A 22,955-nucleotide genomic window follows, 5' to 3' on the forward strand; every position below is an offset into this window, starting at 1 on the left:
TCGCCGCGCGCGTCGGGCAAAAGCTCCTCATCGATGTGGCCACCAGCTCCTCTCGCGTACGAGCGTGGCGATCGCGGGGACGGTGAGCGTCCGGACGACGAAAGTGTCCAGCAGGATCCCGCAGCCGATGATGAACCCGGCCTGGATCATCATGTCGAGCGATCCGATCATGAGTCCGAACATGCTTGCGGCGAAGATCAGCCCCGCCGAGGTGATGACGGAGCCGGTGCTGGTCACGGTCCGCAGGACGCCGACGCGCATGTTGCGGCCCGATTCTTCGCGCAGGCGGGAGATCACCAGCATGTTGTAGTCGGCGCCGACCGCGATCAGCAGGATGAACGCCAGAAGCGGCACCGGCCAGGCGATGGCGTGGCCGAATCCATACTGGAAGACCAGCACTCCCAGGCCCAGGGCGGCGAAGTAGTTCAACACCACGGTGCCCAGCAGGTAGAGCGGGGCGACAACGGCGCGCAGCAGCAGGATCAGGACGACGCCGACGATCAGCAGGGTAGCGGCGGCAAGGCGGCTGAAGTCCGCGGACAGCAGGTGCTGGAGGTCGGAGTTGACGGCGGTGAACCCGGCCATGGAGACGGTGGTGCCGGCCAGCGAGGTGTTGGGCCTGGCCGCGTTCGCCGTGTCGATGATCGCGTGGTTCAGGGCCATCGCCTCGCCGGAGTAGGGATCGTACGAGGTTGTGACGGCGAATCGGGCGGTGCGGCCGTCGGGGGAAATGAATTGGCGTGCCACGTCGCTGAATTGGCGATTCTCGAATGTGGCGGGGGGGAGATAGAACCCCGAGGCGGCGTCCGAGCCCGAGGTTGCGCGGGCGGAGTTCTGTAGCTGGGCGGCGACTTGGCTCATGCCGCTGAGCAGTTGAATGTTGCTGTCGGCGAGCGCACGCACGCCGGCGGCCAGCGCCCGGGCGCCCGAGGCGAGTCGGCCGACACCATCCTGCAGGCGGTGGACGTTGCCGACGATGTCGCCGGGGTCGCCTGTCGCGCCGAGGGCTTGCCGCATGGTGCTGGCGGCGTTTTGGACGTCACTGAGGGTGCCGGCGAGAGTGGCGGTTTGGCCGAATTGGTCACTGAGACCGGCGACCTCGTCGAAGAATCCGTCGTTGCGCAGCGTGACGAGTACCCGGGTTTCGTCGCGCAGTTGCGCGCATTGCGGCATGGTCGCGCACCATGCCGAGGTATTGAGGCTTTCGACGAGGGGTTCGATTGTGGCAATGGCGGTGGCGGCCTGTCGGGCGAGGGGCCCCAGCCCGGCGCCGCTATGTACGGCTTGATCGACAGCGGGTGCGGTGGCGTCGAGTTGTTGCAGCAGGGGGCGGCCGCTCTCCAGCCTTTGGCCCGCGTTTTGAGCTTGCTTCAACAGGCCCGTCAGCGGCGTCAGTGCGCGACGCAGTGTGGTGTCGAGCTGGCCCAGGCCCGCGGCGAGTTGGTCGGCTCCGGTGGTGAGCTTCGCGAGGTCGTCTTTGTGGGCTTCCCCGTCGGCGGCCGCGCTTGCCATCTTGTCGCCGATTCGCCCGTTCTGCCAAGACAATTGCGCTTGATCGAGCCGGTTCCCGGTTGGGCGGGTGACGCCGGAGACGCGGATGACCCCGGGCAGCTGGGCGACCCGCGACGCCAGCGCGTCGAGGTCGGCCAGCCCTTTCGCCGTGCGCAGGTCGGTGCCGGATTGCACCAGCAGGAATTCGCCGACGACGGTGTCTTTGGGGAAGTGGCGATCCAACAGCTGGTAGCCGCGGTTGCTCGCGGTGCCGGCGGGTTGCCCTTTGCGGTCGTCGTAGCTGATCGTCATGGTGACCACGACGGCGGAGAGGGCAAGCAGTATCACGAGGCTTGCGGCCAGCAACGGCGCCGGCCGTCGCACGACCAATACGCCAATGCGGTTCCAATACCGGCGGGACAAATCGGCGCGAGGCTCGGCGATGCCGCGTTTCGCGGCGAGCGCCAGCAGCGGCGGCAACAGCGTGACGGTGGCCAGGAACCCGATCAGCACGGCAACGGCGCAGGCGGGGCCAACCCCTTGGAAGGCGCTCAGGCGCGCGAACACCATGGACGCCAACGCCAAAGCGACCGTGGCGGCGGAAGCCAGAATGACGCGGCCGATGCTGCCGCACGCGTGGACGATCGCCTGGTCTGGGGCTGTGCCGTTTCGCCGCTGCTCGTGGTAGCGGCTGATCAGGAACACGCTGTAGTCGGTGCCGGCGCCCAGGAGAACGGCGGTCATGAAAGCGACGGTGAACTGCGAAACCGGCACGCCGAATTCACCCAGTGCCGACAGGACGCCCCGGCCGACGGCCAGGCTCGCGGCGATGACCAGCAGTGGTAGCACGGCGGTGGCCACCGAGCGATAGACCAGCAGCAGGATGACCGCGATGAGTGCCGCGGTCGCGACCGAGATGATGAGCAACTCCCGTTCGCCCGAGGCGATCTGATCGCGGAATGTCGCAGCCGGGCCCGTGACGTAGGCGATCGTCGAGGATCCGGCGAACTGGGTGGATGCGATCGCGCGCACGGCGTCGACGGACTCGGCCGCCCGGGGGTCGCCCAGCGTGCCGGCGATTCCGACCGGCAGGAACCAGGCTCTGCCATCTTTGCTCACCGCCTGCGTCCGGGTAGTCGGGTCCGCAAGGAGGTCCTGCACCAGCAGGATGTGCGGTTTGTCGGCGCGCAGGGCGGCCACGAGGTTGTTGTAGCGTTGCCGCGCCGACGGGGTCAGCCCCGCCGGGTCTTCCATCGCGACGACAATCGAGGTCTTGGCGCCCCGCTCGCCGAACGCCGTCGTCATGCGGTCGAGCGCTTGAAACGACCCCGTGTCATTCGGCAAAAGTTGTACCGATTGCTGTCGGACCACGGCCTCTAACTGCGGGAAGATGACGGCGAGGACGGCAGCGGCGCCGATCCACGCCCCGATCACCAAAGCTTTGTGGCGAAGGGTGAACTGGCCCAACGCGGCAAGGCGCGCACTGTACTCACCGCTGCGTCGGCGCGGCCCGGCATCACGACGCGGCGCCTCGACGGTCGCCGTCGCACCGCTGCCAGCCCCCGTCATCGCCGCCCCCGGCGATTCCGCAGCAGTCCGCACCCGCCCGGCACGTGCACCGGCTGAAGAAAGATCGGACTTTCCATCCCTACGCCCCCTGTCATATTGGTGAAGTGCTTCACCAAACTGCTTTGGTGATATCCTTCACCAAAGTTGGGCGCGAGCGCAAGTCCGGGCCGGATTGGAGGGTTCAACGCAGGTATGGCAGTGCATCGTGGTCTGACCGCCGAGCAACGACGTGAGCAGCGCCGCCGGCAACTCATCGACGCCGCCCTCGACACGGTCGCCGAGCACGGTGTGAGCAATCTGCGCGTCCGGGCCGTCAGCGCGAGAGCCGGTCTGAACGATCGGTATTTCTACGAGAGCTTCCGCGACTGCCATGAGCTGCTGATCGCGACTTTCGATGACCAGTTCACCCTGGCGCTGACGGGAATCATGGCGACGGTCGCCAACTCACCGCACCAACTCGAAGCCCGCGCCCGGGCCGTCCTCGAGTTCGCGTTCGACTTCCTCGGCGAGGACTCACGGCGACCACGGTTACTGATCGAGCTGCAGACGGCCGAGGCGCTCTCGGGCCGTCGCCACGAGGTGATCGAGGTCCTCGCCGGCATCGTGGTCAGTCAGGTGCGGGCCCTCCTCGGCGACGCCGCCGGAAGCGACGACAACGTCACGCTGACCGCGCTGACGGTCGTTGGTGGCCTCCTCGAACTGACCACCCAGTGGTACCGACACCAGGTCAATGTCAGCCAAGACCAGCTGATCGAATTCATGATCGCCCTCGTCGTGACCACGACCGACATCACGGGCGCGCTTGAACGCCGACTCACGCCACCGAATAGCAGTGCGGGCGCTGAAGATATCTAGCCCGGCGCGCCGTCCGCGGTCTCACCGATGCTGCTGGGCAAGGAATTGCCAGACGGTGTCGGTGGCGTTGAGCGCCGTCGACGGCTCGGGAATCCCGGCGAGCTCGGCGAGCGGGCTGGGCTGGCCGCCGGGCCATTGATGGCCGGCGCCCGCGACCGAGATGAGCTCCACCGTGCGTCCGTCCGGGCACCCCGCCGTTTGGGTGGTCACGCTGCCGGCGGTGGTCGACGTCGGTGGTCCGCACCCGTCGATGGACCGCCAGGTGGCGTTGACCGCCTCCACCGAGGGCCCGTCGACGCGGGGATTTCCGTTGATAGCGAAGGCTTTTCCGGGTCCGCCGGTGTAGGGGACCCGGTCGTCGGCGGTGCCGTGGATCTGTAGCACGGATGTCGGACGCGCCTGGGAACAGTCGGTCAGCAGCGTGCCGGCCACCGGGGCGATGGCGGCGAAGGTGTCGGTCTGGCAGCCCAGCCGAAGCGCCATCATGGCCCCGTTCGACATGCCGGTGGCGTAGACGCGCGCGCGATCGATCGGAATTTCCCGCTCGATGGCTCCGACCATCGAGGTGAGGAAACCGACGTCGTCGACGTTGTCGCGCTGCGGTTGCCCGCAGCACGTCCCGGCATTCCAGGCGCGATTGAGGCCGTCGGGGTAAACGACCAGGAAGTGCCCGTTGTCGGCCTCGGCGTCCCAGTTGTAGGACCGCTCGGCCTGGGCGCCGTTGCCGAACCCGCCGTGCAGCATCACCACGAGCGGTACCGCGTCCGGCAGGCCCTGAGGCCGGTACAGGTGAAAGGTCCGGTCGACGCCGCCCGAGTCGATCGTCTGGGTGGACTGCCCGACCGGAATCGATTGGGAACCGGGGGATCCCAACGCGTGCCCGCCGCCCACACAACCGCCGAGCACGACCGCCAAGACCGAGAGGAGACCGACGACGAGTGCCAGAGCGTGTGGCGACCGCATGGAGCCATGGTGGCACCGATCGCAATATTTGACAAGCAGCTTGTCAAACTCCGCTGGAGTGGCACACTCGTTTGCATGCGACGCGTTGCCGATGCCGAGTGGAAGCCCACCGTCCCGGCGCTGGTGAATTTGGTGGCCGCCTCGGGGGCGCCGCGGTTGAGGGCGGCCTTCGCCGTCGCCGGACTCGACGGCATCCGCCCGGCGCAAGCGGTTGCCCTGGTGCCCCTGGCGGCCGGCGGACTGCACGCGTCGGATCTGGCCGACCGGCTCAGGGTGAGCCGCCAGGCGGTGGCCCAGGGGATAGCCAGCCTGGAGCGGCACGGCTATGTCACCCGGGTGATCGATCCCGCCGACGCCCGAGCCCGGATCATCGAGCTGACGCCGCGCGGCCGCGAGGCGCTGCGCGTGATGCGTTCCAACGCAGTCGCTTTGGAGCAGCGCTGGAAAGAGGTACTGGGGCCGCAACGGTTGGGCGAACTGCGCGAAACCCTGCAGACGTTGCTCTCCAGTGAGGCCGACGCGTCCTCCGATTGAAGCCGGTCGGGAATTGCCGGGTCCCGGCCTTCTATAGGGCGTAGGTTCGACCCAACACAATGACAGGAGTCCGCCGTGCCCATCTTCATGGTCGAGCGCAACTTTGCCGAGGAAATGGAACCGAGCTTCGAGGTCGCCGACGGCATCAACCGGATCAACGACCACGAGGGGGTGCGCTGGATGTACTCGTTTCTCTCCGCCGACAAGCGGAAGACCTACTGCCTGTACGAGGCGCCGTCGCCCGAGGCGATCCGGACCGCGGCCGCGCGGGCCGGCCTGCCCGCCGACGTCATCGTCGAGGTGCGTGATCGCGTCATGCCCGACGGGGGGTTGTCGGCGATTTGAGGCAGCTCAGCCGAGCAGCTCGTGATCGGCGGCATACATCGCCGCCTGCGTGCGATTGGCCGCGCCCGTCTTGATCAGGATGTTGCGCACATGGTTGGCGGCCGTGTTGGTGCTGATGTAGAGGCGTTCGCCGATCGCCCGATTGCTCAGCCCCTCCGCGAGCAGGCGCAGCACCTCGACCTCGCGTTCGGTCAGGCCATCCGGGCCGACGGGGCCTCCCGTCAGCAGCGAATCCACCAGGTCGACGACCCGGTTCTGGCCGATCTGCACCGCGAGGGCGCGCGCCTCGTCGGCCAGGCGCCGCGCCCCGTCGGTGTCGCCGGCCGACGCGGCGAAGGCGGCGAGCCGGGCCAGCGTCTCGCTGATGTGAACCACCGAGCCCATCCGCCGATCCATCTCGAGCGCCGCATCGAAATGCCGCTGGGCCGCGGCCGTGTCGCCGTCGAGTGCCGCCATCCGGGCGAGATACCGGTCGGCGCTGCCGAACAGGGCGACGAACTGGCCGGCGACCAGGTTCTTGCCGGCGTAGCGGGACACATAGGGACGCAGCGCGTGCAGCGCCTCGCGGTTGCCCAGCTGCAACGCGGCCTCGATCATGAACACCAGCTCCATCGGCCACTGCGCCTCGTTGGTGCGGTCGCCGAGTTTGCGGTTGATCAGGTGGTTGAGGGCGCGGGTCATGCCCGCCTCGCAGCCGAGCTCGGTGTACAACGCGAGCAGACCGGGAACCCACCGCCCCGCGAAAGTCTCACTGCCGTCGATGAATTCGGCGAACGTTTTCAGGTCCCCGGTCTCGCGCTGGATCATGAACATCTGGACCCCGTTGGAGCCCTTGGTGTCGTCCGCGTCGAACAAGTCACCGGTGCGCAAAGCGATGTCGGCCCACCGCTGCGCGCCGGTGAAGTCACCGCGCAGGTAGGCCAGCGCCTGCTCGACGCAGGCGCCGACGAAACCGAAGACCGGCTGTCCGATGGCGTCGCCGGCCCGGCGCATGTCCGCGGACGATGCGGCCAGGTCGTCGGGCCGGCCGGCCAGATAGCTGACCATGGCGCGAAAGTGGGACGACGCGCCCAGCACCTCGTAGTTGCGGCGCGCCAGCGCCATGCGCGATACCTCGGCCGAACGCTCCGCCTGGATTTCGCAGAGCTCCGGGGTGAGCCCGTGCCACAGGCTGGCCTTCAGGGTGTGCATCAAGACCGCGGGATCGCCGGCGGCTCGCGCACAGTCGATGGCTTTGTTGCCGATCTCGCGTGCGCGCTCCGCCTCGCCCGCGAATGCCAGCGCCCTCCCGAAACTGCCGAGCGCCTGGATGTAGCGCAGGTCGTCGGTTGTCAGCCCGCAGGATTCCAGCGCCGACGCGAGCAGGTCGGCCGCCGTCGAATCAGACTGTCCCCGGCGCCAATTCGCCTCCTCGTAACCGACGGCTGCCCCCAGGCGGATGAGCGGGTCGTCCATCGCGCTGAGGCGTTCGTAGATCGCCCGCGAGCGCGCGAAATCGCCGGCGCGCACATGATTTGCCGCCGCATCGAGGTCCAGCCGCGCCCGGTCGGCGCGGCTCAGTTCGGGCAGCGACGCCGCCCGCTCGAACCACCTCGCCGCGTCCTCGTAAGCCAGGCTCTGTTCGGCCATCCGGGCCGCCTGGTGCGCGTAGCGCAACGCCTGCTCGTGGTAGCCCAGCACGTGCGCGCGCAGGTAGTGGTTCGCCAGGCGGGGAACGACGGACGGGTCCGCGCGCCCCTCGAGCGCCTCGGCGGCGCGTGCGTGCATGATTCGCAGTCGCGAGGCCGCCATCCCACCGAACACGGCCTCGCGGGTGAGCGCGTGCACGAACGAGAAGTCGCCGTCGGAGTCGCGAACCGGCCGGATCAGCCCGACGGCTTCGGCGGAGTCGACGGCGGCCAGGGTCGCCGGCAGATCGGTTTCGCTGGCGGCGACGAGGGCGGGCAGGTCGAACGTTTCGCCCAGCACCGCGGCCTGTTCGATGACGCCACGGACGCCGGCCCCCAGTCCGGCAAGGCGGCGGGCAATGGCGTCCCCGATGGAAGACGGCACGGTTCGGTGAGCGCTCAACATGGCCAGCCCGCCGCGGTTCTCCAGGTCGTTGACGAGTTCGGTCAGGAAAAACGGGTTGCCGCCGGTCTTGTCGCGCAGCAGGGCGGCGGCCGTGCGAGCGGTCGCGGGGGCCAGCTGCTGGGTCCGGCTGACGAACTCGGCGATCGCCTCGGTGTCCAGCCCGGCGAGATCCAGGCGCCGGACCCCCTCGAAGCGGTGCAGTTCGGCCACCCGGGTGGTGAGCTCGTCGGAGCGGTCGGGTTCGGTGGTGCGGAACGTGGACACCACCAGCAAGCGGACATCGGCGCAGCCGATCAGGACGCGTTCGAGCATCGCGAGGGTGGGCAGCTGCGCCCAATGCAGGTCGTCGAGGATCAACGCGATCGGGCGGTCGGCCGCCAGGCGGCGCAAAAAGCCCGTCAAGGCGTCGAAGAGCGCCTGCCGCGGCGACCCGACGTCCATCGCCGGCTCGGCCTCGGGCACGTGCCGGTCCACGTGGGCGGACAGCCGCCGCAGCTGGGGCCCCGCGTCGGCGAGCAGGTTTGCCATCGAGCCGGCGGGGGCGGCGGTCAGCATGCGATCCAGCGCCTCGGCGAACGGTGCGTACGGGACGTCGTCGTCGGCCGTCGAGCGGCCCGCCAGCACCGCGACGTCGTGGTCGGCCAGCGTCCCGGCCACCTCGGCGGCCAACCGCGTCTTGCCCGCCCCGGGCTCACCGCCGATGAACACCGCCTGGCGGTCGCCGCGCTCGACGCGCTCCCAGGCCCGCTCGAACGCCGCGAGTTCGGCGTCGCGACCCACCAGCGGGCCGCGACGGCGTGCCACCAGTTCCGCCGGAAGCGGTGGCGGCACCCACTGCGCCATGCAAACAAGGTAACCGCGCTGATGTCCGTCGGTCGATAGTCAGATGTGACTATCGTTGAGTGTCCCGGAAATGCTCCGTTGTGGTCATGACGCGTGGCCTTCTCCCGTCGTAGCGTCGCGGCATCACTACCCGGGAGCAAACAAGGAGATGCGGCCATGAGCCTGACAACCGCAACCGAGGAACTACGTGGCCGATTCGGGGCGAGGGTCATCCTCCCCGGTGACGCCGGCTACGACGAGGCTCGGGCGTTGCACAACGCCATGATCGACAAGCGGCCCGCGGTGATCGTGCGCTGCGCGAGCCCGACCGACATCGCGGGCGCTCTCGACCACGCCCGCACGTCGAACCTCGCGGTCGCCGTTCGCGGCGGCGGCCACAATGGACCCGGTTTCGGTTGCGTCGAGGGCGGACTCGTCATCGATCTCTCGCCGATGAACCGCGTGGACGTGGACGCCGAACGGCGCGTCGCCCGCGTGCAGGGCGGGGCCACGTGGGGGCGGGTGGACGGCGCGACCCACGCGCACGGGTTCGCGACGCCGTCCGGCATCATCTCCAGCACCGGCGTCGGCGGGCTTACCCTGGGCGGCGGCCACGGCTACCTGACCCGCAAGTACGGCCTGACCATCGACAACTTGTTGGAGGCCGAGGTCGTGCTGGCGGACGGTCGCGTGGTGACCGCATCCGAGGCGGAGCACCCCGAATTGTTCTGGGCGCTGCGCGGAGGCGGCGGAAACTTCGGCGTGGTCACATCGTTCACGTTCCGGCTGCATCCGGTGCACACCGTGATCTGCGGTCCCACGGCGTGGCCGTCGTCGGCCACCGCCGACATCCTCGGCTGGTACCGGGACTTCCTGCCGGCCCAGGACGAGGAGCTCTACGGCTTCTTCGCGAGCATGACGGTGCCGCCGTCGCCGCACTTTCCCGAGGCTTTTCACCTGCACAAGGTGTGCGCCGTGATGTGGTGCTACACCGGCGATCCCGCTCGGGCCGACGAGGCGTTCGCGCCGGTCCGGCAGATGCGGCCGGCCTTCGATGGCGTGACCACGGCCCCCTATCCCGTGCTGCAGTCCACCTTCGATACGCTGTATCCCAAAGGCCTGCAATGGTATTGGCGCGGGGACTTCATCCGTACGGTGCCGGACGCCGCGGTGGCGGCCCATGCCCACTTCACCGAGGAGCTGCCGACGATGCACTCGACGATGCACCTGTACCCGGTCGACGGCGCGGTCCAGCGGGTCGGCCAGACCGCCACCGCGTGGGCCTACCGGGACGTGAACTTCTCACAGGTCATCGCCGGCGTCGACCCCGACCCGGCCAACGCCGAGGTGTTGAAGCGCTGGACGAAGGAGTACTGGGAAGCCATTCACCCGCACTCGGCCGGCGGTGCCTACGTCAACTTCATGATGGACGAGGGCCAGGACCGGGTCCGCGCGACCTACGGCCCGAATTACCAGCGCCTCACCGAGATCAAGGCGCAATACGATCCGGGCAACGTGTTCCACATCAACCAGAACATCCTGCCGGCGGGATGACAGAATCGGTCGTGCGACAGCTGGTTTGAAGCCGCCGAAGCCACTGAAGCCACTGAACCCATTGGGTCGTGACCTCCCGGGAGGGCGCCGCTCGTGATAACCCGCGATGTCGAGGCGAGCGCGGTGGCGGACTTGGCAATCCGCCCTCCACGCGCGGCGTTGGTCGCCTTCGGCGGTGACCAACTCGTGGTCGTGCCGGTGACCGTGACCCTCGAGCGGCCCGTCGATCCCGCGTCGTCACCCCGCATCGCGCGGGTGCCGGAGGGCAGCCCTGATCTGGCGGGTCGCAATGTCGTGGTGATCGCCGACGACGGCCCCCAGTGGTTCCGGCTGCGCTCGCTGACCGTCCGGGGTACGGCCGAGGCGGTCGGCCGGTCCACCTATCGCGTCGTGCCCAGGCGAATCGTGGCCTGGGACTATGGCTCGCTGCGCGAGGTCCCGGGCCCGCCGCCCACGAGCTCACCGTCACCGCCGACATCGTTGCCGGCCGGCGACGAGCACCACGCCCAGCCCCTGCATTCGCCGAATCTGCAAGCGGCGCTTGACAGCTCGCGGGTGATGATCCTGGCCAGCCGTTCGGAGCAGGGAACACCGTTCGCGGTGCCGCTGTGGTTCGTCACCTTCCGGGGCCGCATCTATGCGACAACCTCGGCGGCATCCTGGACGGTGCGCAATGTCGTCGCTTCCCCGGGGGTGGCCCTGTTGCTCGGCGGGGAGGGCGGGGACTCAGACCGGCTCCTCGTGCGCGGATACGCCCGAGCGGTGCGGGGTGCGCCGCCGCCCGCGGTGCTCGCGCGGATAGCGTGGCGCTACTACCTTCGACCGGAGTTCGCGGCGGTGGAGCTGAGCCACCTGAGGCTATGGGCGCTGCGGGTGCGGTATTACCTGCAATCGCGGGCCGCGTACATCGTGATCACGCCCCGGACGGCGACCGAATGCCGGGTGCAATGACGCGCTGGCGCTGGGCTGTCCCCGTCACCGGGCTGATCGGCTACGACGTGCTGGTTCGGCGCGCCCTGTTGGATTGGGGCGCGACCGAAGCCGAGCGGCGGATGCGGTTGCCGGGCGACGATATCGCGCAGGACGTGATGAGCCATCGCACCCGGGCGGTGACGATCGATGCACCGCCGGCCGCGGTTTGGCCTTGGCTGGTGCAGATCGGTGATCGCAGGGCGGGCTTCTACAGCTACGACTGGGTCGAGCGTTACCTGTTCCCCGGAACGGTGCACTACGTCGAGGGGCGTCACTCGGCCACTCGCATCCATCCCGAATTGCAGCAGGTCGAGATCGGTGACCGGATCGACACCGGGTCGGTCGGTTCCGTGCGCATCGGAAGCCCGGTGACGGTTCTCGAGCCCAACCATGCGCTGGTGATCGGCACCTGGGCATTCGTCTTGCTGCCGTTGCCCAACGATCGCACCCGCCTGCTGGTGCGCGAGCGCGACGCCGGCTGGTTGCGGTTGCTGGCCCCCAGGGACTTCGGCCTCTTGTGCGCGCTCGGCGCCATCGTCGATTACGCAGTGGGTGAACCGCTGCACTTCGCCATGGTCCGAAAGATGATGCTGGGCATCAAGCAACGCGCCGAGACCGCTCACCGGGATCGCTGATCCGTGCCCACCGTCCTCGCGATAAAGGACCAGTGACCCTAGGACTCGGCGACGTTCGGTTGAACAATCCCACCATGGCAGCGATTGGCGCAGAACGCATGCTGATCGAATCGGCGGTCCCGACCTACGACGCGATGATCGCCGAGCACGTGATGGTGGCCGCCGATCCGGCGACCACGTTTCAGGCCGCCAGGTCCCTGGACCTGCTCACCGTCCGCACGCCGTTGCTGTCGGCGTCGATGTGGGTCCGTGGCTTGCCGGAGCGGCTGCTGGGCAAGGCCGTCCCGCCGCCACCGCGGCTGGTGATGAGCGAGAAGACAGGGCTGCCGGGATGGCTACCGCTCGGCGAACGACCGGACCGCGAGATCGCGTTCGGAGCGGTGGGAAAGTTCTGGCGGCCGGTCATCGAGTGGCGTGACGTGGCGCCGGAGGATTTCGCCGGATTCGCCGAGCGGGGCTGGGGAAAGATCGCCGCGAACTTCTCGGTGGCACCCTACGGTGACGGCCACACACTGCTGAGCTACCAATGTCGAACCACCACAACCGATTCCGATTCACACCGGCGGTTCGTTCGTTACTGGTGGCTGGTTCGGCCATTCGTCGCGCACATCATGCGCGCGACGCTCGACGCGATAAAGGCCGATGCCGAGGCGGGGATCAAGTGATGCGCGTTTTGGTGACTTTCGGATCCAAGCGGGGCGGCACCGGCGGGCTGGCCACCATGATCGGCGACGCGCTGACCGATGCGGGATGCGACGCGGTGGTACACCCCGCCAAGCACGCCGGCGGGCTCGACGGCATCGATGCGGTGATCGTCGCGGGCGCGTTGTACGCCAACAGGTGGCACCGCGACGCGCGAAGGTTCGTGCGCCGAAATACCCTGGCATTGCGCGGGTTGCCCGTTTGGCTGGTCAGCAGCGGTCCGCTCGACGATTCGGCCGAAAAGCGTGACATCCCGCCCACGGCTCAGGTCGCGAAGTTGCTGCATCGCGTGGGCGCCCGCGGTCACGTGACCTTCGGCGGTCGGCTCGAACCGGATGCAAAGGGTTTTCCCGCCAGTGCGATGGCGAAGAAGAGGGCCGGTGACTGGCGCAGTCCCGCCCATGTGCGGCGGTGGGTCGGCACGGTGGTCAACGAGTTGCACCGGCCGACGGTCGACCAACAGGCTTAGGGACCGAAACTGGGCCGAGTCGCCCGTCGCGATTGCATAATCGTGAGCTATGGAAGATGCCCACGTTTACCGCCGTCTCGCGTTGCTCGAACAGCAGGTGCGTCTGTTGTCGGAACGGCTCGGGGTCCCGTGCCCGACATTCGGGAGCGACGTGGGCAGCACCCCGGTCGGGCAGTTCGAGGGCGGTGTGCCCTCCGAAGTCGCCGCCCTCGCTCGGTCCGGGAACGCGATCGCCGCCATCAAGTTGTTCCGTGAACTCACCGGCGCCGGCCTGCGCGAGGCGAAACAGGTTGTCGATTCGCTGTGAAGCATCGGCGCTAGGGTCGACGGAAAGCGCCGTGAGCGCTGTTCATTCGTCGTTTGAACGCCCGATCGAAACGGCGGTAGGTGCTGCGCAGCGTGTGCCCCGGCCAGCGGTCGCCGGTGATCTCCACGGGCAGCAGCGGGTCGAGTTGCAGGTGTCGCACCACCGCGATAGAGAGCGCGAACTGGTAGGTGAAGCTTCCGGTGTGATCGTCGCGCTCGTCCGTCTCGAGCGCGGCGTCCATGGCATCGATGAGGACCGCGGCGTCCTCCGCCCACTCGTCCAGGGAAAACAGCGATCGCACGGCGTCGTCGGTCATATCCGTCGCGGCGCCGTAAAAGTGGGTGCATTGCTGGTCGACCACCGCCCGGAATGTCGGAAGCCGTTGCGGATCAAGGTTGTCCGGGCGGATCCACACACCCTCACGAAGCTCGGCCAAATGCAGGGCCGCCGCGGCCTTTCGGAGCTCGAGGCGTTCGGCCGCCGATCGGCGTTCCAGTGCGACGATCGCCAATTCCCATGTCCCGTCCCATTTCTGCGCGGCTGCGGCGTCGATGCGCGAGGCCTCGTCGACGCGCTGGCGGCGCTCCGACAAACGGCCCGCGAGCGCATAGCTGCCGCCGTCGGCGGTCAGTTCGCCGTTTGACACCATCCGCCACAGGCACGTGCGCGCCGCGCCCGCGCTGATGCCGAACAGCGCGGCCACGGCGACCAGTTCCGCAACCGTCAGGCGCCCGCCGTCGGATCCGAGCAGGGCCGAGGCCAGCACCGAGCGCGCGCTGAGCGGTTGAGCGTCGATGAGGTCGCCCACGGAACGAAACATATCACTCATTGATTGACACGTGACGACCATGCTGTGATACTGAGCCGCATGAGCTCGCCGACGAAGTCGGTGCTCGCCGACGATGTCGAGATCGTCCGGCGCGTCCTGGCCCACATCGACGCCGGTACCACCGACGAGGGTGCGCCATGGCGTGAGCCGGTCGAAAACTATTTGAGCACAACACGATTCGCGGAGGAAGTCCGGCTGCTTCGTGCGATGCCGAGCGTCTTCGCCCCGTCGGCCGCGATCGCCACACCGGGCGACCATGTCGAGCGAGTCGCGTTCGGTGCGCCCCTGTTCGCGGTGCGAGGGCACGATCGACGGGCCCGGGTGTTCCGCAACGCCTGCCGGCATCGCGGTTTCGCGCTGGTCGAAGGCGCCGGTTGCTCGCATGCACTGGTCTGCCGCTACCACGGCTGGACCTATCGGCTGGACGGGTCGCTTGCGCACGTTCCGCACTCCGAGGCGTTCCCCGACCTGGACTCGGCGGGCCGGGGCCTCGTGGAGGTCCCCAGCCGCGAGGTGGACGGGCTGATCGTGATCGATCCGCTCGACCCGCCGGGCCTCGACGACGCCGATCCGATGGCCGCGCTGACCGACGGGAGCCCCTGGCGCGACAAATTGCTGCCGGCGCAGCGGCTCGTTTATACGGATTCGACTGTGCGGGCGATGAACTGGAAGGTTCTCGTCGAACAGTTTCTGGAGGGCTATCACCTCCGCTCAACGCACCGAGACACCTTCTACCCGGTGCAATACGACGACCTCAATGTCGTGGAGACGTTCGGCCCGAATAGCCGACTCACCTTCCCGTACCGCAATATCGAGCGACTCCGGGACCGCCCGGAGTCGACCTGGAACGTCGACGCGCGGATCACCTACGTCTATCACTTGTTCCCCAACGTGATGGTGGCGACATTCCCTGACGTGGTTTCCGTGGTCGTGATCGACCCGGTGGACGTCGATCGCACCACGGTGAGCACCTATTCGATGGTGAAACCCGAAGTCGCCGAGCGGGCGTCTCTCGACCCGTCCAAACGATTGGTGGGCGCGGGCAGCTTCATCGAGCGGGGCCTCGCCGAGGACAACGAGATGTCGGAGGGCGTACAGCGCGGGTTGCGCTCCGGCGCGAACGAGTTCGTGGAGTTCGGCCGTCACGAGAGCGCGATCGGGCATTTCCACGCCACGCTCGACGCGCGCCTGAGCCGGATGGCGGCCGCTACGGCGTCTTGAGGAAGACGTCGTTGAGGGTGACGGTACGCAGGTTCCGGTCGCGGATGATGTCCACGAGTTCCGGGTAGACGTGGGTGACCGGCGGGTGGTTGAGGTGCCCGATGACGATGGACTGCGGGGTGAAGTACTGATCGGCCATCTTCACGATGTAGTCCTCGGTGATCAGCGTGGAATCCGACAGCGAACCCGACCATAGGGTCGGGACGGTGTAACCGAGGTCCGCGGCCACCGCGTCGACGGCGGCGTTGCGCTTCGCGTAGGGGGGACGCCAGTAGGGCTTGGCGCCGATGCCGTAGGTCTTCTTCAGGAAATCGTCGTTGCGGGTGAGCTGCTGGGCGATCTGATCCTTCGGCAGGGTGGTCAGGTCCGGGTGCGACCAGGTGTGGTTGCCCAGCTGGATCTGCCCGGAGTCGACCAGCGGCCGCAGCATCTGCCGGTTTTCGGTCCAGGACTTGTAGATCCCGTTGACAAAGAACGTGAGCCGCACGCCGGTGTCTTTGGCGAACTGCGTGTAGGCGCGCACCACCTCGCTGTTGACGCCGTCGTCGACGGTCAGCGCCAGCAGATCGCCCTCGCCGGGGATCTTGGTCAGGGCTCCGCCACCGGGCAGCGGGATGCGAGCGCTGAGCGCGGGCGGCGGCAGCAGCGTCGACGGCGCGATCGGGCCCGAGGTTGCCGCGACATTCGCCGGGGGCGCCTGCGCGAAGGTCCGGGGCTGCGGGTCGACCACCAGACGGGCCGCCCCCACGCCGGCGACGGTCGCCGCGGCCAGCGCGCCGAGGAAGCGGCGCCGGTTCAGCTCCGGCGTGCCGCGGCCCCCGCCCGAGGCGCCGCCGAATGCGGTGATGGCGAAGGCGCGGTTCCGCGTGGGTCTTTTGCGGTGCGATGTCGGCACACGCGCCCCGGTACCCCGGATGCCTTCGGTGCCAAACTCCGCCGCCACAGCAGCGAACGGTACCAGTGCCGGTTCGCGCACGCCGGATTCGTTACAGGAGGGTCAGCTGTGAATTCAGCCTCGAAAGGGTAACGGTCTTGCTTAGCTGGGATCAATGCGCAGCCCCGCCGCCGCGCCGCGGCAAGGGCACGGGCTCGACGCCCGGGGTTCCCAGCGTCCCCGCCAGCCACGGCAGCGCCGCGGCGAACGCCTGGGCGGCGAACGGCCAGTCGTGCCTGCCGGGCTGGGTGACGACCGCGCAACTGATCCCGTTGGCCGCCGCGGCGGCGCACAACGAGTTGGCGGCGGCGTCCTGGCCCTCCGGGTTGGCGGCGGGGTCGGTGCTGGGAGCGGCGAGGTCGGGATCGGCTTCCTGGGCGACGGTGCGCGCACCGGACGACGCGGGCACGTCGAACCATCCCGACAGCCCGGTGTAGCGGCCGTGTCGGCCGATGACCGTGGCCGGGTCGAAGGCCGCCCAGGCGTCGCCGTTGCCGCCGAACAGGCGGGCGACGGTCTGCTCCTTGGTGCCGATGCTCGGGCTGCGGTCGCCGGCGATGTCGACGAACGCGCTGAACAGCTCGGGATGCATGACGGCCAGGTCCACGGCGCAGGTGCCGCCCATCGACCATCCGGCGACGCCCCAATTCGACCGGTCGGCGCTGACGCCGAAGTTCGACACCACGAAGGGCACGACGTCCTTGGTCAGGTGATCGGCGGCGTTGCCGCGGCTGCCGTTGACGCACTCGGTGTCGTTGTCGAACGAACCGGTGGGATCGACGAACACCAGCACCGGGGCGAACCCGTGGTGGGCGGCGGCGAAGTCGTCGATCGCGGTGAACGCGCCGCCGGGGCGAAGCCAGTCGGCCGGCGTGTTGAACGCGGAACTGATCATCATGACCGCCGGCAGCCGGGGCGGCGGGTTGCTGTTGAACCAGGCCGGGGGGAGATACACCAGCTCCTGGCGGTGCGGGAAGTGCGATGCGTCGGCGCTGATCGTCACGGGAACGACGACGCCCTTGGCCGGTTTGGTCCCCTCGAGCTGCATCGCGGTGACCCTCAGCCGGTCGATCTGATCGGGCAGCGGCTGCGACGTCAGCTGATCCCATGCGGCCGCCACGGTGGGGAAATAGCCGACCCAGCCGTTCAGGGCCAGCGCCGCGCACAGCGCGCACAGCGGTACCGACGCCACCGCCAGCGCACGACGCCACCAGCGGGCGCCCGGCCAGCCCAGCAGCAGCACGGCGGCCGCGAGCCCGCTCATCGCCACCCACAACCACAGCAACAGGGGCGCCGGGTCCCCGGCCACGCCGATCGACGTGATGTACCAATAGGACAACGCCGTGACCGCCGCCGCTGCGGCCAGCGCAGCCGGCAGCGCCCAGCCCCGCCAGCGCCGCCTGCGCCACCCGACGGCGCCGATGACCGCCAGCAGCGCCAGGGCCTGCGCCGCCGCCGGCAGCCAGCCGTGCAGCAGGGACCACTGTTCGACGAAATGGGGCAACGGTCGTGACCTTCGCTCAATCCGATCGTTCTGCGAATAAACCCACCGGCCGTGGCTTGCGGACGCGGTGGGCCCGATCAACTATCCCACAGGATCGTCGCGCATCGTGCTTGCAAACGAGCGAAGCCGCAGGCTGTTGCCGACGACAAACGCGCTGGACAGCGCCATCGCGGCGCCCGCGAGCATCGGGTTGAGCAGGCCGAGCGCGGCCAACGGGATGGCGGCGACGTTGTAGCCGAAGGCCCAGAGCAGGTTCGTCTTGATCGTGCGCAGCGTCCGCCGGGAGAGGCGGATCGCGTCCGCCGCGGCCCTCAGGTCGCCGCGCACCAGGGTCAGGTCGGCGGCCTCGATCGCGATGTCGGTGCCGGTCCCCATGGCCAGCCCCAGATCGGCGGCCGCCAGGGCCGCGGCGTCGTTGACGCCGTCGCCGACCATGGCGACGACGTTGCCCTCGGATTGCAGGCGCTCGACGGTGGCGACCTTGTCGGCCGGCAGCACACCGGCGATAACGTGCGCGATGCCGAGCTCGTCGGCGATGCGCCGCGCGACGGTCTCGTTGTCGCCGGTCAGCAGGATCGGGGTCAATCCCAGGGCCTTGAGCTGCCGGATTGCTTCGGCGCTGGTGGGTTTGACGGTGTCGGCCAGCACCAGGATGCCGCGCATGCGACCGTCCCACCCGACGGCGACGGCGGTCTTGCCCTCGCGCTCGGCGCCGGCTTTGGCGGCCGAGAGCTCCGCGTCGGCACACTGGCCGCGCTCGGCCAGCAGACCCTCCCGCCCGACAACGACGGCGCGGCCGTCGACGACGCCGCGCACGCCCCGGCCTCCCACGTTCGCGAAGTCGCGGGCGACGGGCAGGGCGCCGACTTCCGCCGCGGCGGCCTTGGCGATCGCGCGCGCGACGGGGTGCTCGGAGGCGTGCTCCACGGCCCCGGCACAGCGCAGCAGCGCCGCGCGATCGGTGCCCGCGCCGGCGATCACGTCGACCAGAGTCAACGTCCCGGCGGTGACGGTGCCCGTCTTGTCCAGGACGATGGTGTCGATCTTGCGCGTCGACTCCAAGACCTCCGGTCCGGTGATGAGCACGCCGAGCTCGGCCGCGCGGCCGCTGCCGACCAACAGGGCGGTCGGCGTCGCCAGCCCGAGCGCGCACGGGCACGCGATGATCAGCACCGCGACCGCGGCCGTCAGCGCCGCCGCGAGCGGAGAGCCGGCGGCCAGCCGGATCGCGAGGGTGGCCGCCGCGATCGCGATGACGATCGGGACGAACACGCCCGCGACCCGGTCGGCGAGCCGCTGCACCTCGGCCTTGCCCGATTGCGCCGCCTCGACGAGCCTGGCCATCTGGGCCAGCTGGGTGTCGTCCCCGACGCGGGTCGCGCGGACGATCAAACGGCCGCCTGCGTTCACGGTGCCGCCCGTGACGGGGTCGCCCTCGCCGACCTCGACGGGGACGGGCTCGCCGGTGAGCATCGAGGCGTCCACCGCCGAGGATCCCCAGACCACGGTCCCGTCGGTCGCGATCTTCTCGCCCGGGCGCACGACGAACTCGTCGCCGATCCCCAGCCGATCGGTGGGAACGCGCGTCTCGGCGCCGTGCCGCAGCACCGCGACGTCCCTGGCGCCGAGCCGCAGCAGGGCCCGCAACGCGGCACCCGCGCGCCGTTTGGAGCGCTTCTCGAAGTAGCGGCCCGCCAGGACGAACAGGGTCACTCCGGCGGCAACCTCGAGATAGATGTCGGCCGCGCCGTCGCCACGCGCGGCGGTCAGCTCGAAGCCGTGGCGCATGCCCGGCCGTCCGGCCGTCCCCAGGGCGAGGGCGTAGAGCGACCAGAGAAACGCCGCCAGCGTCCCGACCGAGACCAGCGTGTCCATCGTGGCGGCGCCGTGCTTGAGGTTCGCCCACGCCGCGGCGTGGAACGGGCGGCCCGCCCATCCGACGACCGGTGCGGCCAGCGCCAGCGACACCCATTGCCAGTGACGGAATTGCAGCGCCGGGATCATCGCCATCGCGATCACCGGGACCGCGAGCACGATCGCGGCGATCAGCCGGGTGCGCAGCGCCGCGAGTTCGGCGGTCTCCGGTGCCTCGGGCGCGGGTTTCGGTGTCGGCAGCGCGGCCGTGTAGCCGGCCTTCTCGACTTCGGCGACGATCGCCCGCGGGTCGTATCCGGCGGGGACGATGACGGCTGCCTTCTCGGTCGCGTAATTCACCCGCGCATCGACCCCGTCGAGCTTGTTCAATTTCTTCTCGATGCGCGTCGCGCACGAGGCACAGGTCATCCCCGCGATCTCGAGGTCGAAGCTGTGGACTGCGGTCGGTGGGGCAGGTTTCACGCGACCAGGACCGCCTGGTAACCGGCCTCGTCGACGGCCCTCAGCACATCCTCCGCGTCGACGGGAACAGAACTTGCCACGACGAGCCGGCCGGTGCGCGCGCTCACGTCCACGCCGTCCACGCCGGGGACCTGGCTGACCTCCGCCCGGACGGCGGCCTCGCAGTGCCCGCAACTCATGCCGGTCACCCGGTACTCACTCGTCGCCATTACCCTCCTTCCGGGCCTTATACCCGCGGGGGTACGGTCAAACGCGTCGCCGTGCCGTGGGTGTTCCCGCGCCGGATGCCGTTACCGCGGGCAGCACCATTCTGCCTGGACGGCGGGTGAACGCGCCGCGGGAGGACCCCGATCAGACGTAGCCGACGCCGATATCGACCGACACCTGGCTCGCGGTTACCAGCCGGGATTGGTCGGACACCAGCCAGGCGACCGCATCGGAGATGTCTTCGGGCTGGGCGATGCCGTCGGGCAGCAGCGGTTTGTGCAGGCCCCGTAGGTGCGGGTAGGAGTCGGCGGCCGATCGCAACGCGTCGCGCATCCGGCCGGTGCCCATCGGGGTCGCGACCGCTCCCGGGTTCAGGCTGTTGACGCGGATGTTGTGCCGGCCGAGTTCGGCGGCGAACGCGCGCGCCATCCCGACGACGGCATGTTTGCTCGCCGTGTAGTGGATCATGAACGACTGCATGTTGATGCCGGCGGCGGACCCGATGAGGACGATCGAGCCGCCCCGACCGCCGTCGATGATGTGATGAGCGCCGGCCATCACGGTGTTCCAAGTGCCGATCACGTTGGTGTCGATGGTGTCGCGGAACGCCTGCGGGGTGATCTGATCCCACGGCGCGGGACTGCAGATCCCCGCGTTGGCGACGATGATGTCGAGCCGGTCCAGTTCGCCGACGGCCGCGGCGACGGCGGCCGTCAGCGCGTCGAGGTCACGGATGTCGACCGCCGCCGTGATTGCCCTCCTGCCGTTGGCGCTCACCAGTCGCGCCGTCTCGGCCAGGTCGTCGGGCGTCGGCGAATCGTAGGGAACGCTGGGCGGCAACGGCCCCGCGATGTCGACCGCGATGATGTCGGCGCCTTCGGCGCTGAGTCGCACCGCGTGCGCACGTCCCTGTCCTCGCGCGGCGCCGGTGATCAGCGCCACCCTTCCCTCAATCGACCGGCTCACCGAACGCCTCCATGCTGAACGTCGTTGTTCGAACGGTTGCAAAAATTCAACTCGGCGAAGCGTAGCGTCGATCCGGCGCCACGGACGCCCGGAAGGAGACCGTCATGACCGTCAACGTTGTCGATGCGGGGCCCCGACAGGTAAGTCGGTCGGTTGAAGTGGACGCGCCGGCCGCGGAGTTGTACGCGATGGCGGCGGACCCCCGGCGTCACCACGAGTTGGATGGGTCGGGCACGGTCGGCGACAACATCAAAGTCCCGGCGGAACTGGCTGTCGGTTCGAAGTTTTCGACGCACATGAAGATGTATGGCGTGCCGTACCGCATCACCAGCACCGTGACCGCGCTCAAACCGAACGAACTGGTCGAATGGCGTCATCCGGTGGGGCACCGCTGGCGCTGGCAGTTCGAGTCGCTCTCGCCGACCCGGACGCGGGTCACCGAGACGTTCGACTACAGCCGGGCCGGCGCGGTCAAGAACGGGCTGAAGTACTACGAACGGATGGGTTTCCGGAAGGCCAATGCCGCGGGCATCGAGGCGACGCTGGCCAAGCTGCGCGATCGCTACGCGGGCCGGTAGTCCATCGCCGCGGCACTGAAAAGATTGGGCGGCTGAACCCAATCTGGGTGTCGTTCGTGGGTCTCTATGGGTCGACGTCCGGTCGCCCGCCGCCCCGCAGGAAGGACCCTTCGCCGATGATCGTCCGCGCCCCGGCCGCCGCCGTGACACCGCATCGCCTCTCGCAGCTGCTCACCCGATCGGGACAGCTCATCAGCCGCTACGGGTTGGTGGTCGTCTTGGCCTGGATAGGGTTCGGCAAATACGTGAAGATGGAATCCCGGGTGCTCATCGAGCACAGCCCGCTGATGAGCTGGATCTACCACGTGGCCAGCGTCACCGTGGTCGCGCACGGGCTGGGAACCATGGAAATCGTTGCCGCGCTTCTCATTGCGCTGCGCCCGGTGTGGCCGCGGGCATCCGCGGTTGGCAGCGCCCTGGCGGTGGTGCTCTTCATGGGGACGCTGAGCTTCCTGTTCACCACTCCCGGCGTGGTTTCGACGCACGCCGACGGCCTGCCCGTGTTGTCCGCGCTGCCGGGCCAGTTCCTGCTCAAGGACCTCGTCTTGATCGGTGTCGCGCTGTGGACTCTCGGCGACTCGCTTGCGACGCGAAAAGCGTTCCCCTGATCAGTTCTTTGGCCGACTCCAGGGCGGCCGCGTGGGCGTCCGGCGCCAGGCTGGCCGCACGTTCCGTCAGGCCGCGAGCCAGCGCGTAGATCGCGTTGGCCGCGGCGTCCGGGTCGGTGCCCGGCGGCAGCGCCTTGCGCTCCCGGGCGTCCTCGACGATGTCATTTATGATGTCGCGCAACGCTTTTGACCCCGGATTCCGTGTCCGGCCGCTGCGTGGGTGTGCCGACATTTCGGCTCGCATCGTCCGATCGAACGCGGCCAGATACGGATACTCGCGCAGCAACCGGCCCAGCTCCTCCAGCACCGCCTCGAGGCGGTCGACGACGTCACCGGAGCGGTCGGCGGCCTCGCGTAGCCGTCGGGATGCGATCAGGTCGATTTCCGCGACCGTCGCCGCGAGCAGCTCCGACTTGTTGGGGAAGTAGTTGTACAGGCTGGCGCTGGTCACCTCCGCGGTCCGGGCGATCTCGCGGATGG

At 69.0% G+C, this 22,955-nt stretch carries 22 protein-coding genes; 12 read left to right on the forward strand and 10 right to left on the reverse strand.

From position 1 onward, the window contains the following. Window positions 1–27: 27 nt before the first annotated feature. A complete protein-coding gene (locus tag A5696_RS07385) occupies window positions 28–3,060 on the reverse strand; it encodes an RND family transporter (protein WP_067875692.1) in 3,033 nt (1,010 codons plus the stop codon). A gap of 144 nt (window positions 3,061–3,204) precedes the next feature. Between A5696_RS07385 and A5696_RS07390 the strand changes: the two genes are divergently transcribed. After that, window positions 3,205–3,915 (forward strand): TetR/AcrR family transcriptional regulator, encoded by a 711-nt coding sequence (locus A5696_RS07390; RefSeq protein ID WP_231964255.1) that lies wholly within the window; start codon window positions 3,205–3,207, stop codon window positions 3,913–3,915. Between the two features lie 21 nt (window positions 3,916–3,936). Here A5696_RS07390 and A5696_RS07395 read toward each other — a convergent pair whose 3' ends face one another. Then, the gene (locus A5696_RS07395; RefSeq protein ID WP_067875697.1) at window positions 3,937–4,878 is read right to left on the reverse strand and encodes a PHB depolymerase family esterase; all 942 of its coding nucleotides are present in this window, start codon (window positions 4,876–4,878) and stop codon (window positions 3,937–3,939) included. 75 nt (window positions 4,879–4,953) lie between these two features. Here A5696_RS07395 and A5696_RS07400 point away from each other — a divergent pair, with 75 nt between their 5' ends. Both A5696_RS07400 and A5696_RS07405 read left to right on the forward strand, forming a co-directional pair. Further along, the gene (locus A5696_RS07400; protein WP_067875700.1) at window positions 4,954–5,412 is read left to right on the forward strand and encodes a MarR family winged helix-turn-helix transcriptional regulator; all 459 of its coding nucleotides are present in this window, start codon (window positions 4,954–4,956) and stop codon (window positions 5,410–5,412) included. A gap of 75 nt (window positions 5,413–5,487) precedes the next feature. Next, entirely contained in the window at window positions 5,488–5,757 is a 270-nt protein-coding gene (locus A5696_RS07405; RefSeq protein ID WP_067875702.1) for a DUF4242 domain-containing protein, read from the forward strand. Window positions 5,758–5,763: 6 nt separating this feature from the next. Here the strand turns inward: A5696_RS07405 and A5696_RS28835 are convergent, their stop codons facing one another. Next, window positions 5,764–8,673, reverse strand: coding sequence for a helix-turn-helix transcriptional regulator (locus tag A5696_RS28835; protein WP_067875705.1), 2,910 nt, complete (start codon window positions 8,671–8,673; stop codon window positions 5,764–5,766). A gap of 156 nt (window positions 8,674–8,829) precedes the next feature. On the opposite strand from A5696_RS28835, the gene A5696_RS07415 reads away from it, so the two are divergent. The 6 genes from A5696_RS07415 (at window position 8,830) to A5696_RS07440 (ending at window position 13,291) form a co-directional block, all read left to right on the forward strand. Further along, window positions 8,830–10,206: an FAD-binding oxidoreductase gene (locus tag A5696_RS07415; protein WP_067875707.1), complete on the forward strand. Its 1,377-nt coding sequence runs from the start codon at window positions 8,830–8,832 to the stop codon at window positions 10,204–10,206. Between the two features lie 123 nt (window positions 10,207–10,329). After that, complete coding sequence (locus tag A5696_RS26960) at window positions 10,330–11,157, forward strand: pyridoxamine 5'-phosphate oxidase family protein (RefSeq protein ID WP_156738289.1); 828 nt, start codon at window positions 10,330–10,332, stop codon at window positions 11,155–11,157. Further along, window positions 11,154–11,813, forward strand: coding sequence for an SRPBCC family protein (locus A5696_RS07425; RefSeq protein WP_197516912.1), 660 nt, complete (start codon window positions 11,154–11,156; stop codon window positions 11,811–11,813). Before A5696_RS26960 ends, A5696_RS07425 begins: the two co-directional genes overlap by 4 nt. Window positions 11,814–11,887: 74 nt before the next feature. Then, a complete protein-coding gene (locus tag A5696_RS27605) occupies window positions 11,888–12,478 on the forward strand; it encodes a hypothetical protein (RefSeq protein WP_156738290.1) in 591 nt (196 codons plus the stop codon). Beyond that, window positions 12,478–12,984 carry a flavodoxin domain-containing protein gene (locus tag A5696_RS07435; RefSeq protein ID WP_067875779.1) on the forward strand — a complete coding sequence of 169 codons (507 nt, stop codon included), beginning with the start codon at window positions 12,478–12,480 and terminating at the stop codon, window positions 12,982–12,984. The genes A5696_RS27605 and A5696_RS07435 overlap by 1 nt, the downstream gene beginning before the upstream one ends. Window positions 12,985–13,033: 49 nt before the next feature. Continuing rightward, on the forward strand, window positions 13,034–13,291 hold the full coding sequence (locus tag A5696_RS07440) for a hypothetical protein (protein WP_067875716.1): 258 nt from the start codon (window positions 13,034–13,036) through the stop codon (window positions 13,289–13,291). Between the two features lie 10 nt (window positions 13,292–13,301). On the opposite strand, the gene A5696_RS07445 is transcribed toward A5696_RS07440, so the two are convergent. Then, complete coding sequence (locus A5696_RS07445; RefSeq protein ID WP_231964256.1) at window positions 13,302–14,099, reverse strand: PaaX family transcriptional regulator C-terminal domain-containing protein; 798 nt, start codon at window positions 14,097–14,099, stop codon at window positions 13,302–13,304. A 60-nt stretch (window positions 14,100–14,159) separates the two neighbouring features. Between A5696_RS07445 and A5696_RS07450 the strand changes: the two genes are divergently transcribed. Continuing rightward, the gene (locus A5696_RS07450) at window positions 14,160–15,341 is read left to right on the forward strand and encodes an SRPBCC family protein (RefSeq protein WP_067875722.1); all 1,182 of its coding nucleotides are present in this window, start codon (window positions 14,160–14,162) and stop codon (window positions 15,339–15,341) included. Here A5696_RS07450 and A5696_RS07455 read toward each other — a convergent pair. From A5696_RS07455 to A5696_RS07475, 5 genes are all read right to left on the reverse strand, one after another. Next, complete coding sequence (locus A5696_RS07455; protein WP_067875782.1) at window positions 15,328–16,140, reverse strand: polysaccharide deacetylase family protein; 813 nt, start codon at window positions 16,138–16,140, stop codon at window positions 15,328–15,330. The two genes, A5696_RS07450 and A5696_RS07455, sit on opposite strands and share 14 nt — an antisense overlap. Window positions 16,141–16,387: 247 nt before the next feature. Continuing rightward, the gene (locus A5696_RS07460; protein WP_067875725.1) at window positions 16,388–17,779 is read right to left on the reverse strand and encodes an alpha/beta hydrolase family protein; all 1,392 of its coding nucleotides are present in this window, start codon (window positions 17,777–17,779) and stop codon (window positions 16,388–16,390) included. Between the two features lie 81 nt (window positions 17,780–17,860). After that, window positions 17,861–20,062, reverse strand: a complete 2,202-nt coding sequence (locus A5696_RS07465; RefSeq protein WP_067875728.1) for a cation-translocating P-type ATPase — start codon at window positions 20,060–20,062, stop codon at window positions 17,861–17,863. Window positions 20,063–20,112: 50 nt separating this feature from the next. After that, window positions 20,113–20,325 carry a heavy-metal-associated domain-containing protein gene (locus A5696_RS07470; RefSeq protein WP_067875731.1) on the reverse strand — a complete coding sequence of 71 codons (213 nt, stop codon included), beginning with the start codon at window positions 20,323–20,325 and terminating at the stop codon, window positions 20,113–20,115. 142 nt (window positions 20,326–20,467) lie between these two features. After that, window positions 20,468–21,289, reverse strand: coding sequence for a mycofactocin-coupled SDR family oxidoreductase (locus A5696_RS07475; RefSeq protein ID WP_067875734.1), 822 nt, complete (start codon window positions 21,287–21,289; stop codon window positions 20,468–20,470). 104 nt (window positions 21,290–21,393) lie between these two features. Between A5696_RS07475 and A5696_RS07480 the strand changes: the two genes are divergently transcribed. Both A5696_RS07480 and A5696_RS07485 read left to right on the forward strand, forming a co-directional pair. Next, window positions 21,394–21,867: an SRPBCC family protein gene (locus tag A5696_RS07480; RefSeq protein ID WP_067875738.1), complete on the forward strand. Its 474-nt coding sequence runs from the start codon at window positions 21,394–21,396 to the stop codon at window positions 21,865–21,867. Between the two features lie 116 nt (window positions 21,868–21,983). Then, window positions 21,984–22,475, forward strand: coding sequence for a DUF417 family protein (locus A5696_RS07485; protein WP_067875741.1), 492 nt, complete (start codon window positions 21,984–21,986; stop codon window positions 22,473–22,475). Here the strand turns inward: A5696_RS07485 and A5696_RS07490 are convergent. After that, window positions 22,399–22,955: TetR/AcrR family transcriptional regulator (locus A5696_RS07490; RefSeq protein WP_197516913.1), on the reverse strand; the 557-nt coding region annotated here is incomplete at its 5' end. The two genes, A5696_RS07485 and A5696_RS07490, sit on opposite strands and share 77 nt — an antisense overlap.

Origin of the sequence: Mycobacterium sp. E2699 (genome assembly GCF_001666745.1) — a bacterium.
Lineage (GTDB): Bacteria > Actinomycetota > Actinomycetes > Mycobacteriales > Mycobacteriaceae > Mycobacterium.

Excerpts from the sequence above, each read along its gene's own strand:
- A5696_RS07385 (WP_067875692.1), bottom strand. The coding sequence starts at position 3,060 with ATGACGGGGGCTGGCAGCGGTGCGACGGCGACCGTCGAGGCGCCGCGT.
- A5696_RS07395 (WP_067875697.1), bottom strand. The coding sequence starts at position 4,878 with ATGCGGTCGCCACACGCTCTGGCACTCGTCGTCGGTCTCCTCTCGGTC.
- A5696_RS07400 (WP_067875700.1), top strand. The coding sequence starts at position 4,954 with ATGCGACGCGTTGCCGATGCCGAGTGGAAGCCCACCGTCCCGGCGCTG.
- A5696_RS28835 (WP_067875705.1), bottom strand. The coding sequence starts at position 8,673 with ATGGCGCAGTGGGTGCCGCCACCGCTTCCGGCGGAACTGGTGGCACGC.
- A5696_RS07415 (WP_067875707.1), top strand. The coding sequence starts at position 8,830 with ATGAGCCTGACAACCGCAACCGAGGAACTACGTGGCCGATTCGGGGCG.
- A5696_RS07425 (WP_197516912.1), top strand. The coding sequence starts at position 11,154 with ATGACGCGCTGGCGCTGGGCTGTCCCCGTCACCGGGCTGATCGGCTAC.
- A5696_RS27605 (WP_156738290.1), top strand. The coding sequence starts at position 11,888 with ATGGCAGCGATTGGCGCAGAACGCATGCTGATCGAATCGGCGGTCCCG.
- A5696_RS07435 (WP_067875779.1), top strand. The coding sequence starts at position 12,478 with ATGCGCGTTTTGGTGACTTTCGGATCCAAGCGGGGCGGCACCGGCGGG.
- A5696_RS07440 (WP_067875716.1), top strand. The coding sequence starts at position 13,034 with ATGGAAGATGCCCACGTTTACCGCCGTCTCGCGTTGCTCGAACAGCAG.
- A5696_RS07450 (WP_067875722.1), top strand. The coding sequence starts at position 14,160 with ATGAGCTCGCCGACGAAGTCGGTGCTCGCCGACGATGTCGAGATCGTC.
- A5696_RS07465 (WP_067875728.1), bottom strand. The coding sequence starts at position 20,062 with ATGACCTGTGCCTCGTGCGCGACGCGCATCGAGAAGAAATTGAACAAG.
- A5696_RS07470 (WP_067875731.1), bottom strand. The coding sequence starts at position 20,325 with ATGGCGACGAGTGAGTACCGGGTGACCGGCATGAGTTGCGGGCACTGC.
- A5696_RS07480 (WP_067875738.1), top strand. The coding sequence starts at position 21,394 with ATGACCGTCAACGTTGTCGATGCGGGGCCCCGACAGGTAAGTCGGTCG.
- A5696_RS07485 (WP_067875741.1), top strand. The coding sequence starts at position 21,984 with ATGATCGTCCGCGCCCCGGCCGCCGCCGTGACACCGCATCGCCTCTCG.